This window comes from Nostoc sp. DSM 114161, from assembly GCF_052692665.1.
Genome location: NZ_CP195141.1, coordinates 2,075,001 through 2,092,358, shown reverse-complemented (window position 1 = coordinate 2,092,358; position 17,358 = coordinate 2,075,001). Strand labels below are relative to the sequence as shown.

Annotated in this window: 13 protein-coding genes and 2 pseudogenes; 7 read left to right on the top strand and 8 right to left on the bottom strand. The window is 44.3% G+C overall.

Going from position 1 to position 17,358, the window contains the following annotated elements; genetic code table 11:
- Positions 1-11: 11 nt before the first annotated feature.
- From rsgA to NSTC745_RS08810, 7 genes and pseudogenes are all read right to left on the bottom strand, one after another.
- Positions 12-1,148, bottom strand: coding sequence for a small ribosomal subunit biogenesis GTPase RsgA (gene rsgA, locus NSTC745_RS08840; protein WP_445636816.1), 1,137 nt, complete (start codon positions 1,146-1,148; stop codon positions 12-14).
- Positions 1,145-1,402 carry a sulfurtransferase TusA family protein gene (locus NSTC745_RS08835; RefSeq protein WP_096534996.1) on the bottom strand — a complete coding sequence of 86 codons (258 nt, stop codon included), beginning with the start codon at positions 1,400-1,402 and terminating at the stop codon, positions 1,145-1,147. The genes rsgA and NSTC745_RS08835 overlap by 4 nt, the downstream gene beginning before the upstream one ends.
- A complete protein-coding gene (dnaJ, locus tag NSTC745_RS08830) occupies positions 1,402-2,532 on the bottom strand; it encodes a molecular chaperone DnaJ (RefSeq protein ID WP_445636815.1) in 1,131 nt (376 codons plus the stop codon). Before dnaJ ends, NSTC745_RS08835 begins: the two co-directional genes overlap by 1 nt.
- 640 nt (positions 2,533-3,172) lie before the next feature.
- On the bottom strand, positions 3,173-5,131 hold the full coding sequence (dnaK, locus tag NSTC745_RS08825; RefSeq protein ID WP_445636814.1) for a molecular chaperone DnaK: 1,959 nt from the start codon (positions 5,129-5,131) through the stop codon (positions 3,173-3,175).
- A 322-nt stretch (positions 5,132-5,453) separates the two neighbouring features.
- Entirely contained in the window at positions 5,454-6,203 is a 750-nt protein-coding gene (gene grpE, locus NSTC745_RS08820; protein WP_445636813.1) for a nucleotide exchange factor GrpE, read from the bottom strand.
- Between the two features lie 203 nt (positions 6,204-6,406).
- Entirely contained in the window at positions 6,407-7,618 is a 1,212-nt protein-coding gene (locus NSTC745_RS08815) for an RNA-guided endonuclease InsQ/TnpB family protein (RefSeq protein ID WP_445636812.1), read from the bottom strand.
- A gap of 235 nt (positions 7,619-7,853) precedes the next feature.
- Positions 7,854-7,964, bottom strand: a pseudogene (locus NSTC745_RS08810) (IS982 family transposase); the annotation flags it as partial.
- Between the two features lie 164 nt (positions 7,965-8,128).
- Here NSTC745_RS08810 and NSTC745_RS08805 point away from each other — a divergent pair.
- The 7 genes and pseudogenes from NSTC745_RS08805 to NSTC745_RS08775 all read left to right on the top strand — a co-directional run bounded on the left by NSTC745_RS08805 (position 8,129) and on the right by NSTC745_RS08775 (position 14,760).
- Positions 8,129-10,141 (top strand): GspE/PulE family protein, encoded by a 2,013-nt coding sequence (locus tag NSTC745_RS08805; RefSeq protein WP_445636811.1) that lies wholly within the window; start codon positions 8,129-8,131, stop codon positions 10,139-10,141.
- Positions 10,142-10,274: 133 nt separating this feature from the next.
- Positions 10,275-11,405: pseudogene (locus tag NSTC745_RS08800) on the top strand (type IV pilus twitching motility protein PilT); the annotation flags it as partial.
- A gap of 124 nt (positions 11,406-11,529) precedes the next feature.
- Entirely contained in the window at positions 11,530-12,753 is a 1,224-nt protein-coding gene (locus NSTC745_RS08795; protein ID WP_445636810.1) for a type II secretion system F family protein, read from the top strand.
- A 217-nt stretch (positions 12,754-12,970) separates the two neighbouring features.
- Entirely contained in the window at positions 12,971-13,531 is a 561-nt protein-coding gene (locus NSTC745_RS08790) for a hypothetical protein (protein ID WP_445636809.1), read from the top strand.
- A 144-nt stretch (positions 13,532-13,675) separates the two neighbouring features.
- The gene (locus NSTC745_RS08785; RefSeq protein ID WP_445636808.1) at positions 13,676-13,879 is read left to right on the top strand and encodes a hypothetical protein; all 204 of its coding nucleotides are present in this window, start codon (positions 13,676-13,678) and stop codon (positions 13,877-13,879) included.
- A 19-nt stretch (positions 13,880-13,898) separates the two neighbouring features.
- Positions 13,899-14,171, top strand: coding sequence for a winged helix-turn-helix domain-containing protein (locus tag NSTC745_RS08780; RefSeq protein ID WP_445632651.1), 273 nt, complete (start codon positions 13,899-13,901; stop codon positions 14,169-14,171).
- Between the two features lie 52 nt (positions 14,172-14,223).
- Entirely contained in the window at positions 14,224-14,760 is a 537-nt protein-coding gene (locus NSTC745_RS08775; RefSeq protein ID WP_445632652.1) for an IS630 family transposase, read from the top strand.
- Positions 14,761-14,903: 143 nt separating this feature from the next.
- Here NSTC745_RS08775 and NSTC745_RS08770 read toward each other — a convergent pair whose 3' ends face one another.
- The gene (locus NSTC745_RS08770) at positions 14,904-17,351 is read right to left on the bottom strand and encodes an AMIN domain-containing protein (protein WP_445636807.1); all 2,448 of its coding nucleotides are present in this window, start codon (positions 17,349-17,351) and stop codon (positions 14,904-14,906) included.
- Positions 17,352-17,358 lie beyond the last annotated feature (7 nt).

Below are 17,358 nucleotides of genomic sequence, written 5' to 3'. Positions count from 1 at the left end.
AGCTTGTTCTCCTATTCTTCGCTTTCTTGATAGAGATGTTGCAAGTCCTGTAACTGAGTCTTTCGGGAAACACGACGATATTTTTTAGTTTCCAGTTTGGGTTCGTATTGACTCTGCCCTTTACCTTTAGTTTTTAACTTGAGAGTAGATTCAGGGCCGGCTTGTTGGTGAAGCTGTGTTTGACGAGCGATCGCTGCATCCAAAAATTCCAAATAATGTTCGTATCGTTCCCAATCTCCGCGCACTGCACACTCAGGCTCATCTCGGTGCAAACAATCGCTGAACCGACACTTAGCAACTGCTAACCGTTTTCTTGCTTCTGGAAAATAATGTACTAATTCTTCTGGATTACAATCCATATCAGGCTGATTAAAACCCGGAGTATCTGCTAATAAACCACCACTGGGCAATTCAAATAATTCTACATGGCGGGTAGTATGACGACCGCGAGCTAATTTGCCAGAAACCTCCCCCACTCGCAGGTTGGCGTTGGGAATTAGCCAATTAATCAGGCTAGATTTGCCCACACCGGAAGGCCCAGCAATTACAGTAATTTTATTGCTGAGATAGTTGGCTGCTCGATCTATATTTATGCCATTTTGGACGCTGATAAATAACGGTTGATAACCCCAACTGAGCAGGCGATCGCTAATTTGCTGTTGTTCGTGTTGTGAAATTAAATCGCTTTTATTCAAGCATAAAAGCACATCCAAACCAGTAGACTCAGCCTTAATCAAAAACCGACTCAATTGATAAGGTTCCAAAGGTGGATCGGCAACAGCAAATACTAATAAAATTTGGTTAACATTGGCGATCGCCGGACGATCTAATTCACTTTCGCGGGGTAAAACCTCAGCAATTGCTCCCCGTCCTCCAGCCCAATCTGGCTCCTCTACAACAACGCGATCGCCCACCATCACCTGTTGTCCGATTTTTTTTAGCCGCGTTCTGCGAGTACAAAGTAGCATGGGGGGCAGAGGTCCAGAGGGGCAGAAGGGCAAGGGAGTATTTAACTCTAATTTCTCCTCTGCTCCCCTGCTCCTCTGCTCCCCATCCTCTCGATCTAGCTGTACCCGATAAAAATTAGCCTGCACGGCCAGCACAGTGCCCAATAACTGTCCAGTTGCGGCAAAACTTTCCGCTGTCATTGGTTATTAACTGGACGACGCACTAACAGGGAAAAATAACTACTACAATCTGTAATTTTTTCCACCTGATAACCTGCCATTGTTAAACTATCGGGAACCTGCTCAATTGGTTCTCCTGGGTCTAGCCAGACTTCTAGCAAACTCCCCAATGGCATTTTCTCTAAACGTAGTTTTGTCCGCACGAAATTAATTGGACACGGGGTGCCGCGTAAATCAAGTTGAGCATCAGGAGTTGAAACAGAAGAGGACTTCATCACTTAAACAGATTTCCCAAGAATCCTTCTAAACCGCCTTTACCAGTACGATCTCCTTTAATTTTAGCCAGCTTCTCCAGCAATTCCCTCTCCTCTGGTGTCACCTTATTGGGAATATCAATTAATACTGTCAGCAGATGATCGCCCCGACTTACGGGATTTCCTAATCTCGGTACACCGCGATTTTCCAACTTCATCACCGTGTTTGGCTGGGTTCCCGCAGGAATGATTAGTTCCACTGGGCCGTCTACCGTATCGACCTCTAACCGACAACCTAAGATTGCTTGCAAGTAGCTAACTTTTATTTCCGAGAGAATATTGATGCCATCCCGTTGGAATTCCTCGTCTTCATTGACGAACAAGTAAACGTACAAATCCCCAGGAGGGCCACCACGTTGACCGGCATCCCCTTCATTAGAAATCCGCAAGCGCGTGCCATTATCCACCCCAGCCGGAATGGTGATTTTGAGTTTCTTTGTGACTTGATTTGCGCCCTTACCATCACAGGCATCACACTTATCTTCAATTACCATCCCTGTTCCATTACAAGTGGGACAAGTCGAGACTTGAGTGAAACTACCGAAGGGCGTTCTGGTAACGCGACGGACTTGACCCGATCCGCTACAAGTTGAACAAGTACGCGGACGCGTTCCTGGTTTTGCACCAGAACCGTTACAAACTTCACAATTTTCCAAATGGGAAATGCGGATTTCTTTTTCACCGCCAAATACTGCTTCCCGAAAATCTAACTTCAGGTCTAGCCGTAGGTCATCACCTCGTGCGGGACCGCTGCGGCGTCTTTGTTGTTGCGCCGGGCCGCCCATACCCCCAGCAAACCCACTAAAAATACTTTCAAAAATATCGGCAAAGCCACCCATATCGCCAATATCTTGGAAGCCTACACCGGCTCCTGACACACCCTCTGGCCCGAAGCGATCGTAACGAGCGCGGGTTTCTGGTTCCGAGAGTACTTCATAAGCGCGGTTAATTTCTTTAAAGCGTTCCTCCGCCCCGGCTTCTTTGTTCACGTCTGGGTGATACTTCCGGGCTAAACGGCGGTAAGCTTGTTTAATTTCTTCTTTGTCGGCGTCACGAGAGACACCCAGGATTTCATAATAGTCGCGGGCCATATAGCAAAGGTAAAAGTTAGAAGGAACAAAGCAGGAGGCAGTAGAACGTTACGGTTACTTGCTACCCTACAAAAGTTTTGCCTACAAAGCGTCTTTAGGAGGGCGGCTTGCCGGAGGACAGGCAGAAGTAAAATTAATTTTTGTTAATAATTGATTTTACCCTTTACCCTTTACAAAAATCACCGACAAATCTTGAGCAACAGGCGCTTTCCTCGTGTGAGACGACAAAAATTACAGAAATAGTTGCAAACAGAGAAAACCCTGCTCAAACTTCTGACTGCCGAGTTTGCTGTCTCTTTTACAATTGTGCTACGTAGGAGAGGAAAACCCCGCTCATCAACCAGAGGGGCTAGCCGCACCATCAGGTGTGGAAAACCACCCATATGCTTTGGATCGCATCTCAACTAGCACACCGTTTAGCCCACACTAATTTGCTTCTACAATCTAGCAAACTGCTGGGATTTTGTGAAACTTCGCTAAATTTAGCATCAATATATTCAGATATATTAAAGCGTTTTAATAAAAATCTCAAAATTAGGGAGTGGGCATTGGGCATTGGGGAGATGAGGGAGAGGGGAAAATTCCTAACTCCTAACTCATAACTCATAACTCCCAATGCCCCATGCCCCATGCCCAACTTTTAATCTATCGCTTCATAATCAGCTTGTGCGGTACTTTCTTCGTCAAAATCAAAGTTGAATTGGGGTATGAGTGTACCGTTCATAGCTGAGTCTATTTCTGGGGTAAATGCACTAGTTGAAGGTTCGCTAATTTCGTCGCTTTGGCTGTTAGCTCGGTTGTAGACATCAGCGCCAATGGCAAATAGGGTTTGTTGGAAGTCGTCTAAGCGCTGCTTAAATTCCGCTGTGGAGATAGTGGAGTCAATCATTGCTGATTGGAGTTGGGCTACTTTTTCACTAGCCAAGGTTTTCATCTGCTCGCCGATAAAGTTTCCGTTATCCTTGATGGTGGATTCGTAACTGAACAACAGGTTATCTGCTTGGTTTTTGAGTTCAACCAGTTCTTTACGTCTCCTGTCTTCTTCGGCAAACAATTCCGCCTCTTGGCGCATCCGTTCGACTTCGTTATTACTTAAACCACCTGTATTAGTAATCCTGATACTTTGTTCTCTACCTGTGCCTTTGTCTTGCGCTCCAACCTTGAGAATGCCGTTGACATCAATTTCAAAAGATACTTCAATTTGCGGTACACCGCGGGGTGACGGGGGAATTCCTGCCAAGAGAAATTTACCGAGACTTTTATTATCTCGTGCCATTGCCCGTTCGCCTTGGAGGACGTGAATTTCTACCGAGGTTTGTCCATCAACGGCTGTGGAAAATATTTGTGACTTACTAGTAGGGATTGTGGTGTTGCGCTCAATGATTTTAGTGAATACTTCACCCAAGGTTTCAATCCCTAAAGACAAGGGGGTGACATCCAATAGTAAGAGATTATCGACTTCACCACCCAATACCCCTGCTTGGATAGCAGCTCCTAGTGCCACAGCTTCGTCAGGGTTGATAGAGCGATCGGGAGCTTTGCCATTGAAAAACTTGATCAACGCATTTTGGACTGCGGGAATGCGTGTAGAACCACCTACCAAAATAATTCGATCTATGTCTTGTGGTTTGAGAGCTGCGTCTTTGAGGGCTTGGATCATCGGTTCGATGGTAGCTTCGATTAATTGCCCTGAAAGTTCTTCAAATTTAGATCGGCTCAGTTCCATCTCCAGATGCTTGGGGCCGCTTTCATCGGCGGTGATAAAAGGCAAATTGATGGAGGTATTGACCATACTGGAGAGTTCAATTTTTGCCTTTTCTGCTGCTTCCCGCAAGCGTTGGAGTGCCATCTTATCTTGGGAAAGGTCGATTTTTTCCTGCTGCTGGAAGCGTTCGATCATCCAACGCACGATCGCATTATCAAAGTCATCTCCACCCAAGTGGTTATTACCACAAGTTGCCTTAACTTCAAAAACGCCATCCCCAAGTTGCAGAATCGACACGTCGAAGGTGCCTCCTCCCAAGTCGAAGACTAAAATTAACTGCTCTTGCTCTTGTTTATCTAATCCGAAAGCTAAAGCCGCAGCCGTTGGTTCGTTGATGATTCGCAGGACTTCCAATCCAGCAATAGTACCGGCATCTTTAGTTGCTTGTCTTTGGGCATCTGTAAAATATGCTGGTACGGTAATCACTGCCTGAGTGACAGTTTCGCCCAAGAAGTTTTCCGCATCCTGCTTGAGCTTTTGCAGGATCATGGCAGATATTTCTTGTGGTGTAAAATTTTTTGAGCGAATTTGAACATCAACGGTATCATCTCGACCTTTGACACAGTTGTAGGGTACGCGATCGCGTTCTACTTCAGTATCTTCCCAACGCCGCCCGATGAATCTTTTAATACTATAAATTGTGTTTTCAGCATTGGTTACGGCTTGGCGCTTTGCCAGTTGACCGACCAAGCGATCGCCACTCTTGCCAAATCCCACAATACTTGGAGTAGTTCGTCCTCCCTCAGAATTGGAGATTACAAGTGGTTGACCGCCCTCCAAAACTGCGACGCAACTGTTAGTAGTGCCTAAATCGATCCCAATAACTTTTCCCATATTTACCAGTATTTTTACTGAGTTTTTATGCTGTAATTATGATGTTGCGGATTAATTTTTGTTACTCCGAACCAAGGCTAGCTCAAAACTTCAGCATCTTGAAATGGAGAATTGGGCATAGGGCATGGGGCAAACAGGAAGTGTGGGAGGTGTGGGAGGATGGTGAAAAAATCTTTCCCCCCACACTCCCCACACTCCCCACACTCCCCACACTCCCCACACTCCCCTGCTTCTTCATTCCCCTCATCTTCCAATACTCAGTAATGATGCTCGCCTCTGCTAGAACCTGGCACTTTTGGTCAGCGAGGCGAGCGGTTACAGTTTAACTGAAGGCTTGACTCGACTGATCGTCTGGTGCGGCAGGTGTATCTTCCTTGGGAGCAGCTACTTTGACCATTGCATGGCGCAGCACGCGATCGCCCAAGTAATATCCGCGCACTAACTCTTCTAACACTGTTCCTTCAGGATGTTCATCCGTAGGTTCCCGCATTACTGCTTCGTGCAGGTTGGGATCGAATTCTTGACCTTCAGGACGCATTGGTGAAACACCTAAGCGTTTCAGGGTATCTACTAATTGTTTATAAACACCTTGGTAACTTTTATGGATAGTCATCTCGCCTTCGGATTGCGGTTTGAGGTGCGATCGCGCCCGCTCAAAATTATCGACCACTGGCAGCAACTCCAGAATCGTGTTCCGCCTCATCTGCGCCTCTAGTTCTTCTTTTTCTTTACTAGTGCGTTTGCGGTAATTCTCAAAATCAGCGGCAATCCGCATATATTGAGTGCTACGTTCTTCTACTTGTGCTTTGAGAGACTCGATTTGTTGAGTCAGTTCTGCCAAAGCTGCTGTTTGTAGTTCAGCTTTCTCACTGGTAGCGACGCCATTTTCTCGATCAAGAGTAGCCGTATCCACCGTTACATTGGTTTGGGCTGCCACTTGCTCATTAACTTCGCTGCCAGATTCATTGGAATTGATTGGGGCTGGGGAGTCGCTTTTCATTGCTTGCTTTACCTCTGTTGGTTCACCCAATTGCTGGCTTGTATTGTTTATCTGTTTATTTTCATCCATCATTGTCTAATGATTCCAGATGCTTTTTATGGCACTACATCCCCATAGTTTGCAACTGTCGTCATTGACGACTTGCAACTGAGGCTGATTTTATTGCCAACAAGTTCCTGGAGTTATGTCACCGTCATCTTATTGTGACAAATGGTGAACGCGCTAGTTGAAACACTCCTAGTGCGGTAACCCGAACGATTGACACTCCTGAGCCATTATGCTAGGGATTCTTGCTTCACAGGGATTCCGACGAATTTACCCTCAGCAAGCATCTTGACCGTGTGCCCCACGGCTGCAAGTCCCCTCTGGAGAACTACTTGTGCAGCGGCGACATCCCTATGGGTTGTATAGCCGCAATTTGAGCAATTATGAATACGCTCTGATAAATCTTTTTTGCCTGTCACACTTTGGCAGTTTGGGCAGATTTGGCTTGTTTTACGGCCATCTACTTTTTGAAAATAGACACTACGCTTAAAACAAATCCGATCCAAAATACTGAAAAATTGCCCAAATCCTGCATCTAGACAGTGCTTGCCCAACATTCCACGGGATAGCCCGACAAGGTTTAAGTCCTCAATAAAAACCATCCCACTATCGTTGCAAATTTGATGAGATAGCTTTGTGTGCCAATCCTTGCGGCAGTTGGCAACGTATTCATACAGTGAAGCAACTTTCGTTTGGGCTTTACGCCAATTGTTCGAGCCTATACATTTTCTGTTAATGCGCTGTTGCAGCAATTTAAGCTTGCGTTCGGCATCAACAAAAAACTTTGGACGTTTAACTAAAAGACCATTAGAAGTTGCAACAAAATTAGTTAAACCTACATCAATTCCTACCGCTTCCCCGTGTGGCAACCTTTTTGGTATGGATACATCCCATTGAATGGTTAACATCACATACCATCCAGAAACTTTTCTTGCCACACGCGCTTGCTTGATGATTCCACCATCAGGAATGCTTCGTGATTGACGCACTTTTACAGCACCAATTACAGGCAATTTTACCTGACCATTGGTTACCGGATTTTGCCCTAATTGCGGGAAACAAAAAGACCGCATCCGTCCTGGCTTTTTAAATCTTGGGAACCCATGATTTTGTTCCCACATACTCACAAAAGCTTTTTCAAGTCGCCTCAATGTTTGCTGTAAAGACTGAGCATTAACTCGTTTTAAATATTCATTTTCTTGACGTGCAGCAGTTAAAGATTTGCACTGGCTTGCAAATGTTGGGCGCGATGCCTCAGCAGGAATGATATGGCAGCTATGGAGGCTACAAGCGTTTACCTGACAACTACGGGACTTATACCAGTCCTTGCGTTCAGCTAAAGCATGGTTGTAAACCCGTCTATGAGTTTCTATCCATTCTTCAAACAGTAATATTTGTTTTTGTGTTGGTTTGAGCTTGAATTCGTAAGTCAGGTTAAACACGCTTGTTGCCTCCTGACTCTATTTTACTACAATTCTAAAAATCGCTTGCTCGGTTAGTAGAATAAAATCCCCCGTAAGCGGGCGAGGCTCTAACCCCAGTTTTTCGCTAGGGTAACTCCGGGAGTAAGTATTTTGCAAGAGTGGCGCTGAATTTGATTCACCCCTCTTATGAATTTATGGATCGGGTTTTTAATGGGTTACTACTTAAAATTTAACGATTCACACCTAATGTGAATTAAATAGGTTGAGATTGGAAAGTGAGAACATTAATACCAAAACGACGACGAAGCAATAAACGTAGTGTGTGAGATGCAATTTTGGCAGCAATGTGTACACAAAAGCCATCGCAAAGAACCAATATTTTCAAGTTAATCGTCAATAGTCAACCATCAACATGAAATTCCATTCTCTTGTCTTCTTCTGGTGAGAAGTTTTTTGAGCGATGAGAATTCTGCCTCACATGCTGGGAATACTCTAACCAGAGGTTTTCCCAAATCAATTGCTCCCTTTATGACTCAATCGTCACCACAACGGCGCAGTACCGCTCTAACTACTAGAACAGAGTTTTCGCCCTTTGGCAACAAGCTAGTGCAATCTGGCTATGTTAATAGCGAACAGATGAGACAGGCACTAATTGAAAGCCGTAAATCCGGTAGACCGCTAACGGAAGTATTAGAGTCAATTACTGGCCAACAACTATCACCCGAACTGCTCAGGCAATACAAAAAACAACAGTTATTTGAACTAAAAATACTCTACGGTGTTGAGTTCCTCGATCCAGAAGTCAACTCCTTTGCCGGTACGATGGTGGGCAACCTGATTGATACCTTAATTCCAGTGGATATCTGCCGTCGCCATCGTTTGGTGCCACTTTCCAAACACGAAGACCAAACCCCGCCTTCAGTTTTAGTGGCGATGGTTGCTCCAGATAATCTGGAGGCTTGCGACGATCTGAATCGCATCTTGCGCCCCCAAGGCTTGGCATTGCAGCGGATGGTGATTACACAGGAAGATTATCAACAGGTAATCAACCAATATTTGGATGACCTGGCTGTTCGGCAAAAGCACTTAGAACGAGAAAGCTCTACAGATATTAGTCAGGATTTAGAAAATCTCGGAAATCTCGACATTGAAGATGCCCCTGAGGAGATGGAGGCGGATCTAGGGGCAGCGATGAAGGGCGCTGAAGATGCCCCAGTTATTAACCTTGTCAACAGAATCCTAGCTAAAGCGCTGCATGAAAAAGTTTCCGATATTCATGTGGAACCACAAGAAGAAAGCTTACGCATTCGCTTTCGTAAAGATGGAGTGCTGCGTGAAGCTTTCCCGCTGATGCCGAAAAAAATCATCCCGGCAGTGACAGCTAGGTTTAAAATTATCTCCAATCTAGACATTGCCGAGAGGCGTTTACCCCAAGATGGACGCATCCGCCGGATGTTTGAGGGACGCAAAGTAGACTTTCGTGTAAATACCTTACCCAGTCGCTACGGGGAAAAGGTGGTGCTGCGGATTTTGGATAATTCTTCTACCCAACTCGGATTGAATAAATTAATCACCGATCCAGAGACTTTACACATTGTCCAGGATATGGTTAGCCGTCCCTTTGGTCTAATTTTGGTGACTGGGCCGACTGGTTCCGGTAAAACAACCTCGCTGTATTCGGCGCTGGCGGAAAAGAACGATCCCGGAATTAATATTAGTACTGTAGAAGACCCGATCGAATACAGTCTTCCAGGGATTACTCAAGTACAGGTGATTCGAGAAAAAGGGCTGGATTTTGCCACAGCATTGCGGGCTTTCTTACGACAAGATCCAGACGTATTACTAGTGGGTGAAACACGGGACAAGGAAACAGCAAAAACAGCGATTGAGGCTGCTTTAACCGGTCACTTAGTATTAACTACCTTACATACCAATGATGCCCCAGGAGCGATCGCTCGTTTGGGAGAAATGGGGATTGAGCCTTTCATGGTTTCTAGTTCCTTAATTGGCGTTTTGGCTCAACGTTTGGTACGGCGGGTATGTTCTGAATGTCGGATTCCCTACACTCCCACAACTGAGGAATTGGCACGTTATGGTCTGTCAGCGTCCTCTGAAGTGGAAGTCACTTTCTACAAAGCTAACACTTTGACATTAGAAGCGATCGCAGAAGCCAAAACCAAAAATCAGCTTTGCCCAACCTGTAATGGTGTCGGCTACAAAGGGCGTTGTGGCGTTTATGAAGTCATGCGAGTCACCGAAAACCTCCAAACCCTAATCAACGAAGAAGCACCCACAGAACGTATCAAAGAAGTGGCGGTAGAAGAAGGCATGAAAACTTTGCTGGCTTACAGTCTGGACTTAGTACGACAAGGCTCCACTACCCTCGAAGAAGTAGAACGGGTGACCTTTACAGATACGGGTTTGGAAGCAGAATTAAAAGCCAAACGCAAGACAGGCCTTACCTGTCGGACTTGTGATGCCACCTTGAAACCAGAATGGCTAGATTGTCCCTACTGTCTGACATCTCGTTTTCAAGATTAGTCATTCGTCATTAGTCATTAGTCATTAGTCATTGGTTAATGCTTAGTAACTTAAAACAACTGACAAATGACAAAAGACAAAGGACAACTGACAAATGACAAAAGACAAATAACAAAGATTAAAAGGAAGCAAAACTATGGAAATGATGATTGAAGACTTGATGGAGCAGATGATTGAAATGGGAGGTTCAGATCTGCATTTATCCGCAGGTTTACCTCCCTACTTCCGCATCAGTGGCAAACTCACTCCCATAGGTGAGCATGTATTGACAGCAGATCAGTGTCAAAGGCTGATTTTTAGTATGCTCAACAATACCCAGCGTAAAACCTTAGAGCAAACCTGGGAATTAGATTGTTCTTATGGTGTTAAAGGTCTGGCTCGCTTCCGGGTGAATGTCTATAAAGAGCGTGGTGCTTATGCTGCTTGTTTACGGGCATTAAGTTCTAAGATTCCTAACTTTGAAAAATTAGGTCTGCCTGATGTAGTGCGGGAAATGTCCGATAAGCCCAGAGGACTAATTTTGGTGACAGGCCCTACGGGTTCCGGGAAAACAACAACTCTGGCGGCAATGATTGACTTAATTAACCGCACTAAAGCAGAGCATATTTTGACAGTAGAAGACCCCATTGAATTCGTTTACGAACCAATTAAAAGCTTGGTTCACCAACGGCAATTGGGCGAAGATACCAAGAGTTTTGCTAATGCTTTGAAAGCAGCTTTACGGGAAGATCCAGATATTATTCTGGTTGGGGAAATGCGGGATTTGGAAACCATTTCGTTGGCGATTTCCGCAGCAGAAACAGGACACTTAGTATTCGGTACGCTACACACTAGTTCCGCTGCACAAACTGTCGACCGGATTATCGACGTTTTTCCCCATGAAAGACAAACCCAAGTGCGGGTGCAATTATCAAACTCTTTAGTAGCAGTATTTAGCCAAACATTAGTACCTAAGAAAAATCCAAAACCCGGCGAATATGGTCGGGTGATGGCTCAAGAAATATTGATTGTTACTCCAGCTATTTCTAACTTAATTCGAGAAGGCAAAACATCACAAATTTACTCAGCTATTCAAACGGGCGGGAAATTGGGTATGCAAACTCTGGAGAAAGTTTTGGCCGACTATTACAAAGCAGGAACAATCTCCTTTGAAGCAGCAATGTCTAAAACTTCCAAACCAGATGAAATCCAACGTCTCATTGGTACTTCAACACCACCACCAGCAGGTGCAAAACCAGGAGCCGGGGCTGTTAAAGCACATTAATCGGTGGATGGGGAGATGAAGGAAATGAGGAAGACAAGGGAGACAAAGAGAATAACTCTTAACTCCTAACTCCTAACTCCTAACTCCCAACACCCAATCACTAACAACTATTTTGAATTTGTTTATGCCAACATTTGTTGCTCGTGTTCGGGATTCTCAAGGAAAATCTCGAACAGAAAAAATTAGTGCCGAATCCTTGGCGCAAGCTCGTACTAGTCTCAGAGAACAAGGTTTTGTAGTCCAAGAACTTAAAGAATCTAAAGGCTTTCAAGCAGGATTGGATATAAAGAAATTCCAAAACTCCTTTGTGAAAGTGTCTGTTAAAGACAAAGCAGTTTTTTCTCGTCAATTTGCTGTTTTGATGAATGCGGGAGTTGCGATCGTTAGAAGTCTGGGAGTACTTTCTGAACAGTGTAGTAATACTAAACTGAAACAAGCTCTTGTAGAGATTAGTAACGATGTTCAAACTGGAATGAATCTTTCAGAAGCAATGCGGAAGCATCCTGAGTGCTTTGATGGATTATATGTGAGTATGATTCAAGCTGGCGAAGTTGGCGGTGTTCTAGACGAAGTATTAAATCGTTTAGCCAAGTTGTTAGAAGATGTTGCTCGCTTACAAAACCAAATTAAATCAGCGTTATCTTATCCAACGGTCGTGGGTTTTATAGCAGTTGCTATCTTTCTCGGTATGACCATTTTTCTTATTCCCGTTTTTGCAAAGATTTTTACAGAAATCGGAACTGAATTACCACCTCTAACCCAATTTTTGATGGATGCTAGTCTCTTTTTGAGAAGTCCTAAGGTTTTCGGACTTATCGGTGGACTTGTAGGATTGAAAATTGCTTATTCACGATACGCTAAAACTCCTGTTGGTCGCCAAACAATCGATCGCCTTTCTCTGAAAATGCCTTTATTTGGTGACTTGATTCAAAAATCTTCTGTTGCACGTTTTAGCCGGACTTTTGGTTCTTTGACTCGTTCGGGTGTGCCAATTTTAACTTGCTTGGAAATTGTCCGAGATACATCAGGAAACCAAGTAATTGCTAATGCTATAGATGCAGCCCGCGTAGAGATTCAACAAGGAGGCATGATTAGTATTGCCTTGCAAAGAGATAAAGTTTTTCCAGCTATGGCAATTCAGATGATTAGCATCGGCGAAGAAACTGGAGAATTAGATGGAATGTTGATGAAAGTTGCTGATTTTTATGAAGATGAAGTTGAGCAAGCAGTAAAAGCACTTACCAGTGTTTTAGAACCAATTATGATTTTGGTTCTAGGGGGAATGGTTGGTACAATTTTGCTGGCAATGTATTTACCGATGTTTAAAGTATTTGAAAAACTGGGATAGGGGATTAAGAGTTAGGAGTTAGGAGAGACGCGATGAATCGCGTCTGTACAAGAGTTAAGAGTTAAAGCTCTTAATTTCTGATTTTTAATTATTAAATAATTAATTTTATTCTTAACTCTTCAACTCCAACTATAAACTAACTAATTTTATATTCTTAACTCCTCACTCCTTACTCTTGTATAGACAAGGGTTCATCGCGTCTCCTAACTAATTTATTATGACTGTGCAAAAATCTCAATACGAAGCGAGCTTGGCAGAGTACAGTAATCATCAGGCTGCGATCGCCTTACTAAAACAACACCGTCCATACTTGGAAATGATTCCGAGTCTAAGGCGTCCAGATGACAGTGTAATCTCTATACCTTTACCAATTGTTCGTCTTCGTCAGACTGCTACAACAGTTTCACAAACAATTTCTCTGCCTTGCGATGTGGCAATTTTGATGTGCGATCCAGAGTGGAAAATTAAAACGGGAGTAGAGATTTTAATCTTTATCCATCGTCCCCATGAAGACTTTTCTGATTTGTTAGGACGTTGGCGACAATCCCAAGTTATTTTAGACAATGATTATGAATGGTTGATGCCTCTCCGCCACAGCCATATTTTGAGCGAGGGAGCTAATAGCATATATCCTTTATTTGTCGTTTTTCCTGAGACATCAGAACGCATCCAACGGGGTCTTGTAGGAGCAGAACTTCCATTTATCATCCAGGCATCAAATTTTTTATTTGAAGAGAATTCTACAGACGCTTTTTATCGAGAAGCTCCACCAGCTTAATCATAATTGGCTATAAGGCGATCGCCAACTAACTCCACTTCAGACTAAAGGCGATCGCTCTGCAATAAAATCTTATACCAATTCTGTATGAAGATGCGCCAAACTAGGTCAAACTTATAGATGGGTGCATTGAGTAACTTTGTGATGAGTCGTCCATTCCAAATTGAGATTTCAGAAAACCAAGAAGAATTGGAGAAAGCTGTCAAACATGCCACCACGGCAAGCAGTAAAGAAAGATTACAAATGCTCTATTGGCTCAAGAGTGGTCAAGTTAGCAGCAGGCGATCGCTTGCAGAACGTTTAGGACGCTCTGGTAGCAACCATAACTCGTTGGGTAAGGAAGTATAAAGATCAAGGAACAAGGGGCTTGCTTGAAGTCAAACATGCACCCGGAAAAGCTCCGAGCATTATTGGTTCAGACTTAGAACGCTTGGAACAGCGGTTACAGGAGCCATCTGGGTTTACTAGCTATGGCCAAATTCAACAATGGCTCAAGAGCGAATTAGGGGTTTCACTTGCCTACAAAACAGTCTATGAAATTGTTCGCCAGCGTTTGGGTGCGAAGTTAAAAGTGCCTCGTCCTCAAAGTACCAAACAACACCCACAAAGTCTATCTCACTTTAAAAAAAACTGCCTTTAGCATTCAAATTCTTGCAGGAGGAATTTGGAGCGGGGAAACGATTGAGGTACTTGTGCGGAGCCGGAGACGCTCCGCCTCCGGTCAGGATGAAACACGTTTAGGATTAAAGACAATTGCAGGACGTTTGATTACAGCTAGAGGAGTTAAACCTGTAGGCTTAAGTCAATGGCAACGTGAAAATTTTTATTTATACGGAGTTGTAGAACCTCTAAGTGGATACAGCTTTTTCTATGAGTTCCCCTACCTGAATGCTGATTGTTTTCAACACTTTTTGAAGTTGCTATCTGCTGATCTTGGTGATGATATTGCGGTTATCCAGTTCGACCAAGGATCTTTCCACAAAGCTAAAGCTCTCGATATCCCAGATAACATTATCCCGATTTTTCAACCTCCTCACTCTCCTGAACTCAACCCAATTGAGCGGTTTTGGGAATTTCTCAAATCTCAACTCCAATGGGAAAATTGTAAAACTCTCACACAACTACAGCACAAGTTAACTGATGTCCTCAAAGAAATTACACCTTCGATGATTGCCTCTCTCACTTCTTACGACTTTATTCTTGAAGCCTTATTTAGCGCAGCTTCATAAAGAATTGGTATTACCAATAAATCAAAAATAGAAACTTAGAATTACATTTAATCTTACTTGTGAACAAAAAGCTCCCCGACTTCTTAAAGAAATCGGGGAGCTGAGCCTTTACCAGAAGTGACTCACCTTGGGTATTATGCTTTTTACTGGCCACTAGGAAGCTTCAAGCCTCGACGCTCAAGCATTTGGCGTACCTGTGGGCTGGGGGTGTAGTTATAGCCGTAGGAGGAGTTCTCAGAGTCATCCATAATCTGAGGAGTGAGCAACACAATTACCTCGTTGCGCTGGTTGGATCTGTTTGTACTTCTAAACAGCGAACCAATTAACGGCAGATCTCCTAAAATAGGAATCTTTGAGACACTTGTCCGGTCTGAATCTTGAATAATACCTGAGAGAATTAGCGTTTGACCATCTCTCAAGCGAATCGAGCCGGAATTGAGAGAGCGCTCAGATACCAAGAATATTTGTTGACTACCACCACCTCCAACATTGATAGTAGCTGGAGCTTGGGGCGCCTTGACGACAGGAGCTACTGATAGGGACACAAAGCCATTGTCGTCAATCCGTTCGACTTTGACAGCTAAGGTTAAACCTACTCGGTCTTTTTCCGCTGAAATCGTTTCTGTAGCAAGATTATCATCGCGAACGATTTCCCTTTTAATATTGCCTACAACTTCTTGAGTCAGGTTAACATTAGCGGTTTGACCTTCTTGGACAATTAAGGTTGGGTCTGTCAAAATCTTGGCATTGCCATTTTGGACTTGAGCCTGCAAGCTAGCGAGCAGACGTTTAGGGAATTGGAAAAGAGAAGGCAAAGCTGTAGTAGCTGTTCCAAGAGTACCTTGTGTGATACTTGATGTACCATCTGCGTTCCTAGTAATGATGTTATCGGTTGCTGGAGTGATATTAGTGAAACCTGGTTGTAGGGGGTTTGTATTACTAGGTGCAACCGGTTGATAGAAATTGCCACTTCCTGGATTTGCAACTCTAGTGATGTTGCCGTTTGCATCTACTACTACTGTACCTGGAGTTGTTCCTGGAATAGCTACGCTACTGTTCGGGTCAAGAAAAGGCGTTCCTGTTACAGGATTTTGGATGACTGGTGTACTAGTCACACTACTTGAGGCCTCAGCTCTAGTAGCTGGTCTCGAACCTCCAAAATTAAGGGATGCTGCACCACCATCATTTGTAAAGTAGTTGTTGCCAATCCCAAAAGAAAAGCTCGTGTTGTAGTCTTGGGTATTTAACAGATTAACATCGATAATCTTGACGTTGACTACCACTTGACGACGCCGGATATCCAACTGAGTTAGTTGAGACATTGCCATCTCAACTAGTCTGGGAGGCCCAATTAAAGTCAGAGAATTGGTGCGCTCGTCTCCCAATGCCTGTAAACCTCTGAGTAATGGGTTCGAGTCTTTAAATTCAGCGCGTTGAGTTTCAAGCCTGGTTTCTGTAGTCGTCTGAGTTTGGGTGATTGGGGCAGCTCCACTACCCACAGGAACAGCACTAACGCTTGTAACTTGTCGTTCTCGGCTGACGGCGCTTTCTGCCCCCAAGCCGACTAAAAAATTCAGGGCGACTCCTACCGTTACCTGATTGAGTCTGAGGCTACGCATAACCATGTCACGGGTCGCATTGGGTAATTTTGGCCCTACGAAGACTGTGCGATTACTACGGTTAGCTTCTAAACCACTCAGGCGCAAGACGTAGTTAAACACATCTTGCACTGGCTCATTTTCTATATCTAACGAGATTGTTTGAGAGGCTGCTTGTGCAGTAGCACCTTGCTGACCCGCACCACCTTGTTCGCTTCCTACATAAGCCAGATTCAAACCAGCTGCACGGGCAAGCAATGACAAAACTTCACGCACCGGTGCATCTCGTAGTACTAAACGGGGTACGCGTTCTTGTGTTGCTAAGTCGATGGTGCTAGGAGAAGCATCGGTAGCAGAAATAGCAATATCTCCCACTGGTGGAGCAACGGCTCTCGGTAAGAAAGGTGGAGCTTGGCTCACGGGCTGACCCGGCCCAGCTGCTTGTGCTGGTTGTCCGTCGATGGTGACTTGGGGGTTGGGAACGAGAACGTCTGGCTTTTGACCTGTTTGGGCGGGAGTAGAAGCAGGGGGCGCTGTCGCTGTGGATGTTGGCGTTGTTGGCGTGGGTGTTGATGCACTAGTGCCAGCAGATGGGCTAAAGCTGAGTGTAATTCCATTTGGCGATCGCACTATCGGTTCGCTGCCAGGTACATTATTGCTGCCAGTTACCGTCACCCGAACACTATTGGCATCAAGTTGATTAACCTCTACCGAAGCAATTCCCGGTGCTGGACTATCTTGACGGAAACTATTACCTTGTGGCAAGCGTAATTGAGTGTTAATAATGTCTGCAACTAAAGCCTTACCTCTTTTAGTGGTAAAAACTTGGGGACGCGACCCTGAAGAAGTTTTTAAAACAACGCTAACTCCACCATTAGCTTGATTTAACTGTACGTTAGTAACTTGAGCAATTTGCGCCCAAACTGGTTGAGCTGCCAAAAACACAAAAGCAGCAGTGCCTAATATAAGACTATTACCGTGAACCTGTTTCACAGTTCAT

Coding starts and splice junctions, on each gene's coding strand:
- rsgA (WP_445636816.1), bottom strand. CDS start 1,148: ATGACAGCGGAAAGTTTTGCCGCAACTGGACAGTTATTGGGCACTGTG.
- NSTC745_RS08835 (WP_096534996.1), bottom strand. CDS start 1,402: ATGAAGTCCTCTTCTGTTTCAACTCCTGATGCTCAACTTGATTTACGC.
- dnaJ (WP_445636815.1), bottom strand. CDS start 2,532: ATGGCCCGCGACTATTATGAAATCCTGGGTGTCTCTCGTGACGCCGAC.
- dnaK (WP_445636814.1), bottom strand. CDS start 5,131: ATGGGAAAAGTTATTGGGATCGATTTAGGCACTACTAACAGTTGCGTC.
- grpE (WP_445636813.1), bottom strand. CDS start 6,203: ATGATGGATGAAAATAAACAGATAAACAATACAAGCCAGCAATTGGGT.
- NSTC745_RS08805 (WP_445636811.1), top strand. CDS start 8,129: ATGACTCAATCGTCACCACAACGGCGCAGTACCGCTCTAACTACTAGA.
- NSTC745_RS08795 (WP_445636810.1), top strand. CDS start 11,530: ATGCCAACATTTGTTGCTCGTGTTCGGGATTCTCAAGGAAAATCTCGA.
- NSTC745_RS08790 (WP_445636809.1), top strand. CDS start 12,971: ATGACTGTGCAAAAATCTCAATACGAAGCGAGCTTGGCAGAGTACAGT.
- NSTC745_RS08785 (WP_445636808.1), top strand. CDS start 13,676: ATGAGTCGTCCATTCCAAATTGAGATTTCAGAAAACCAAGAAGAATTG.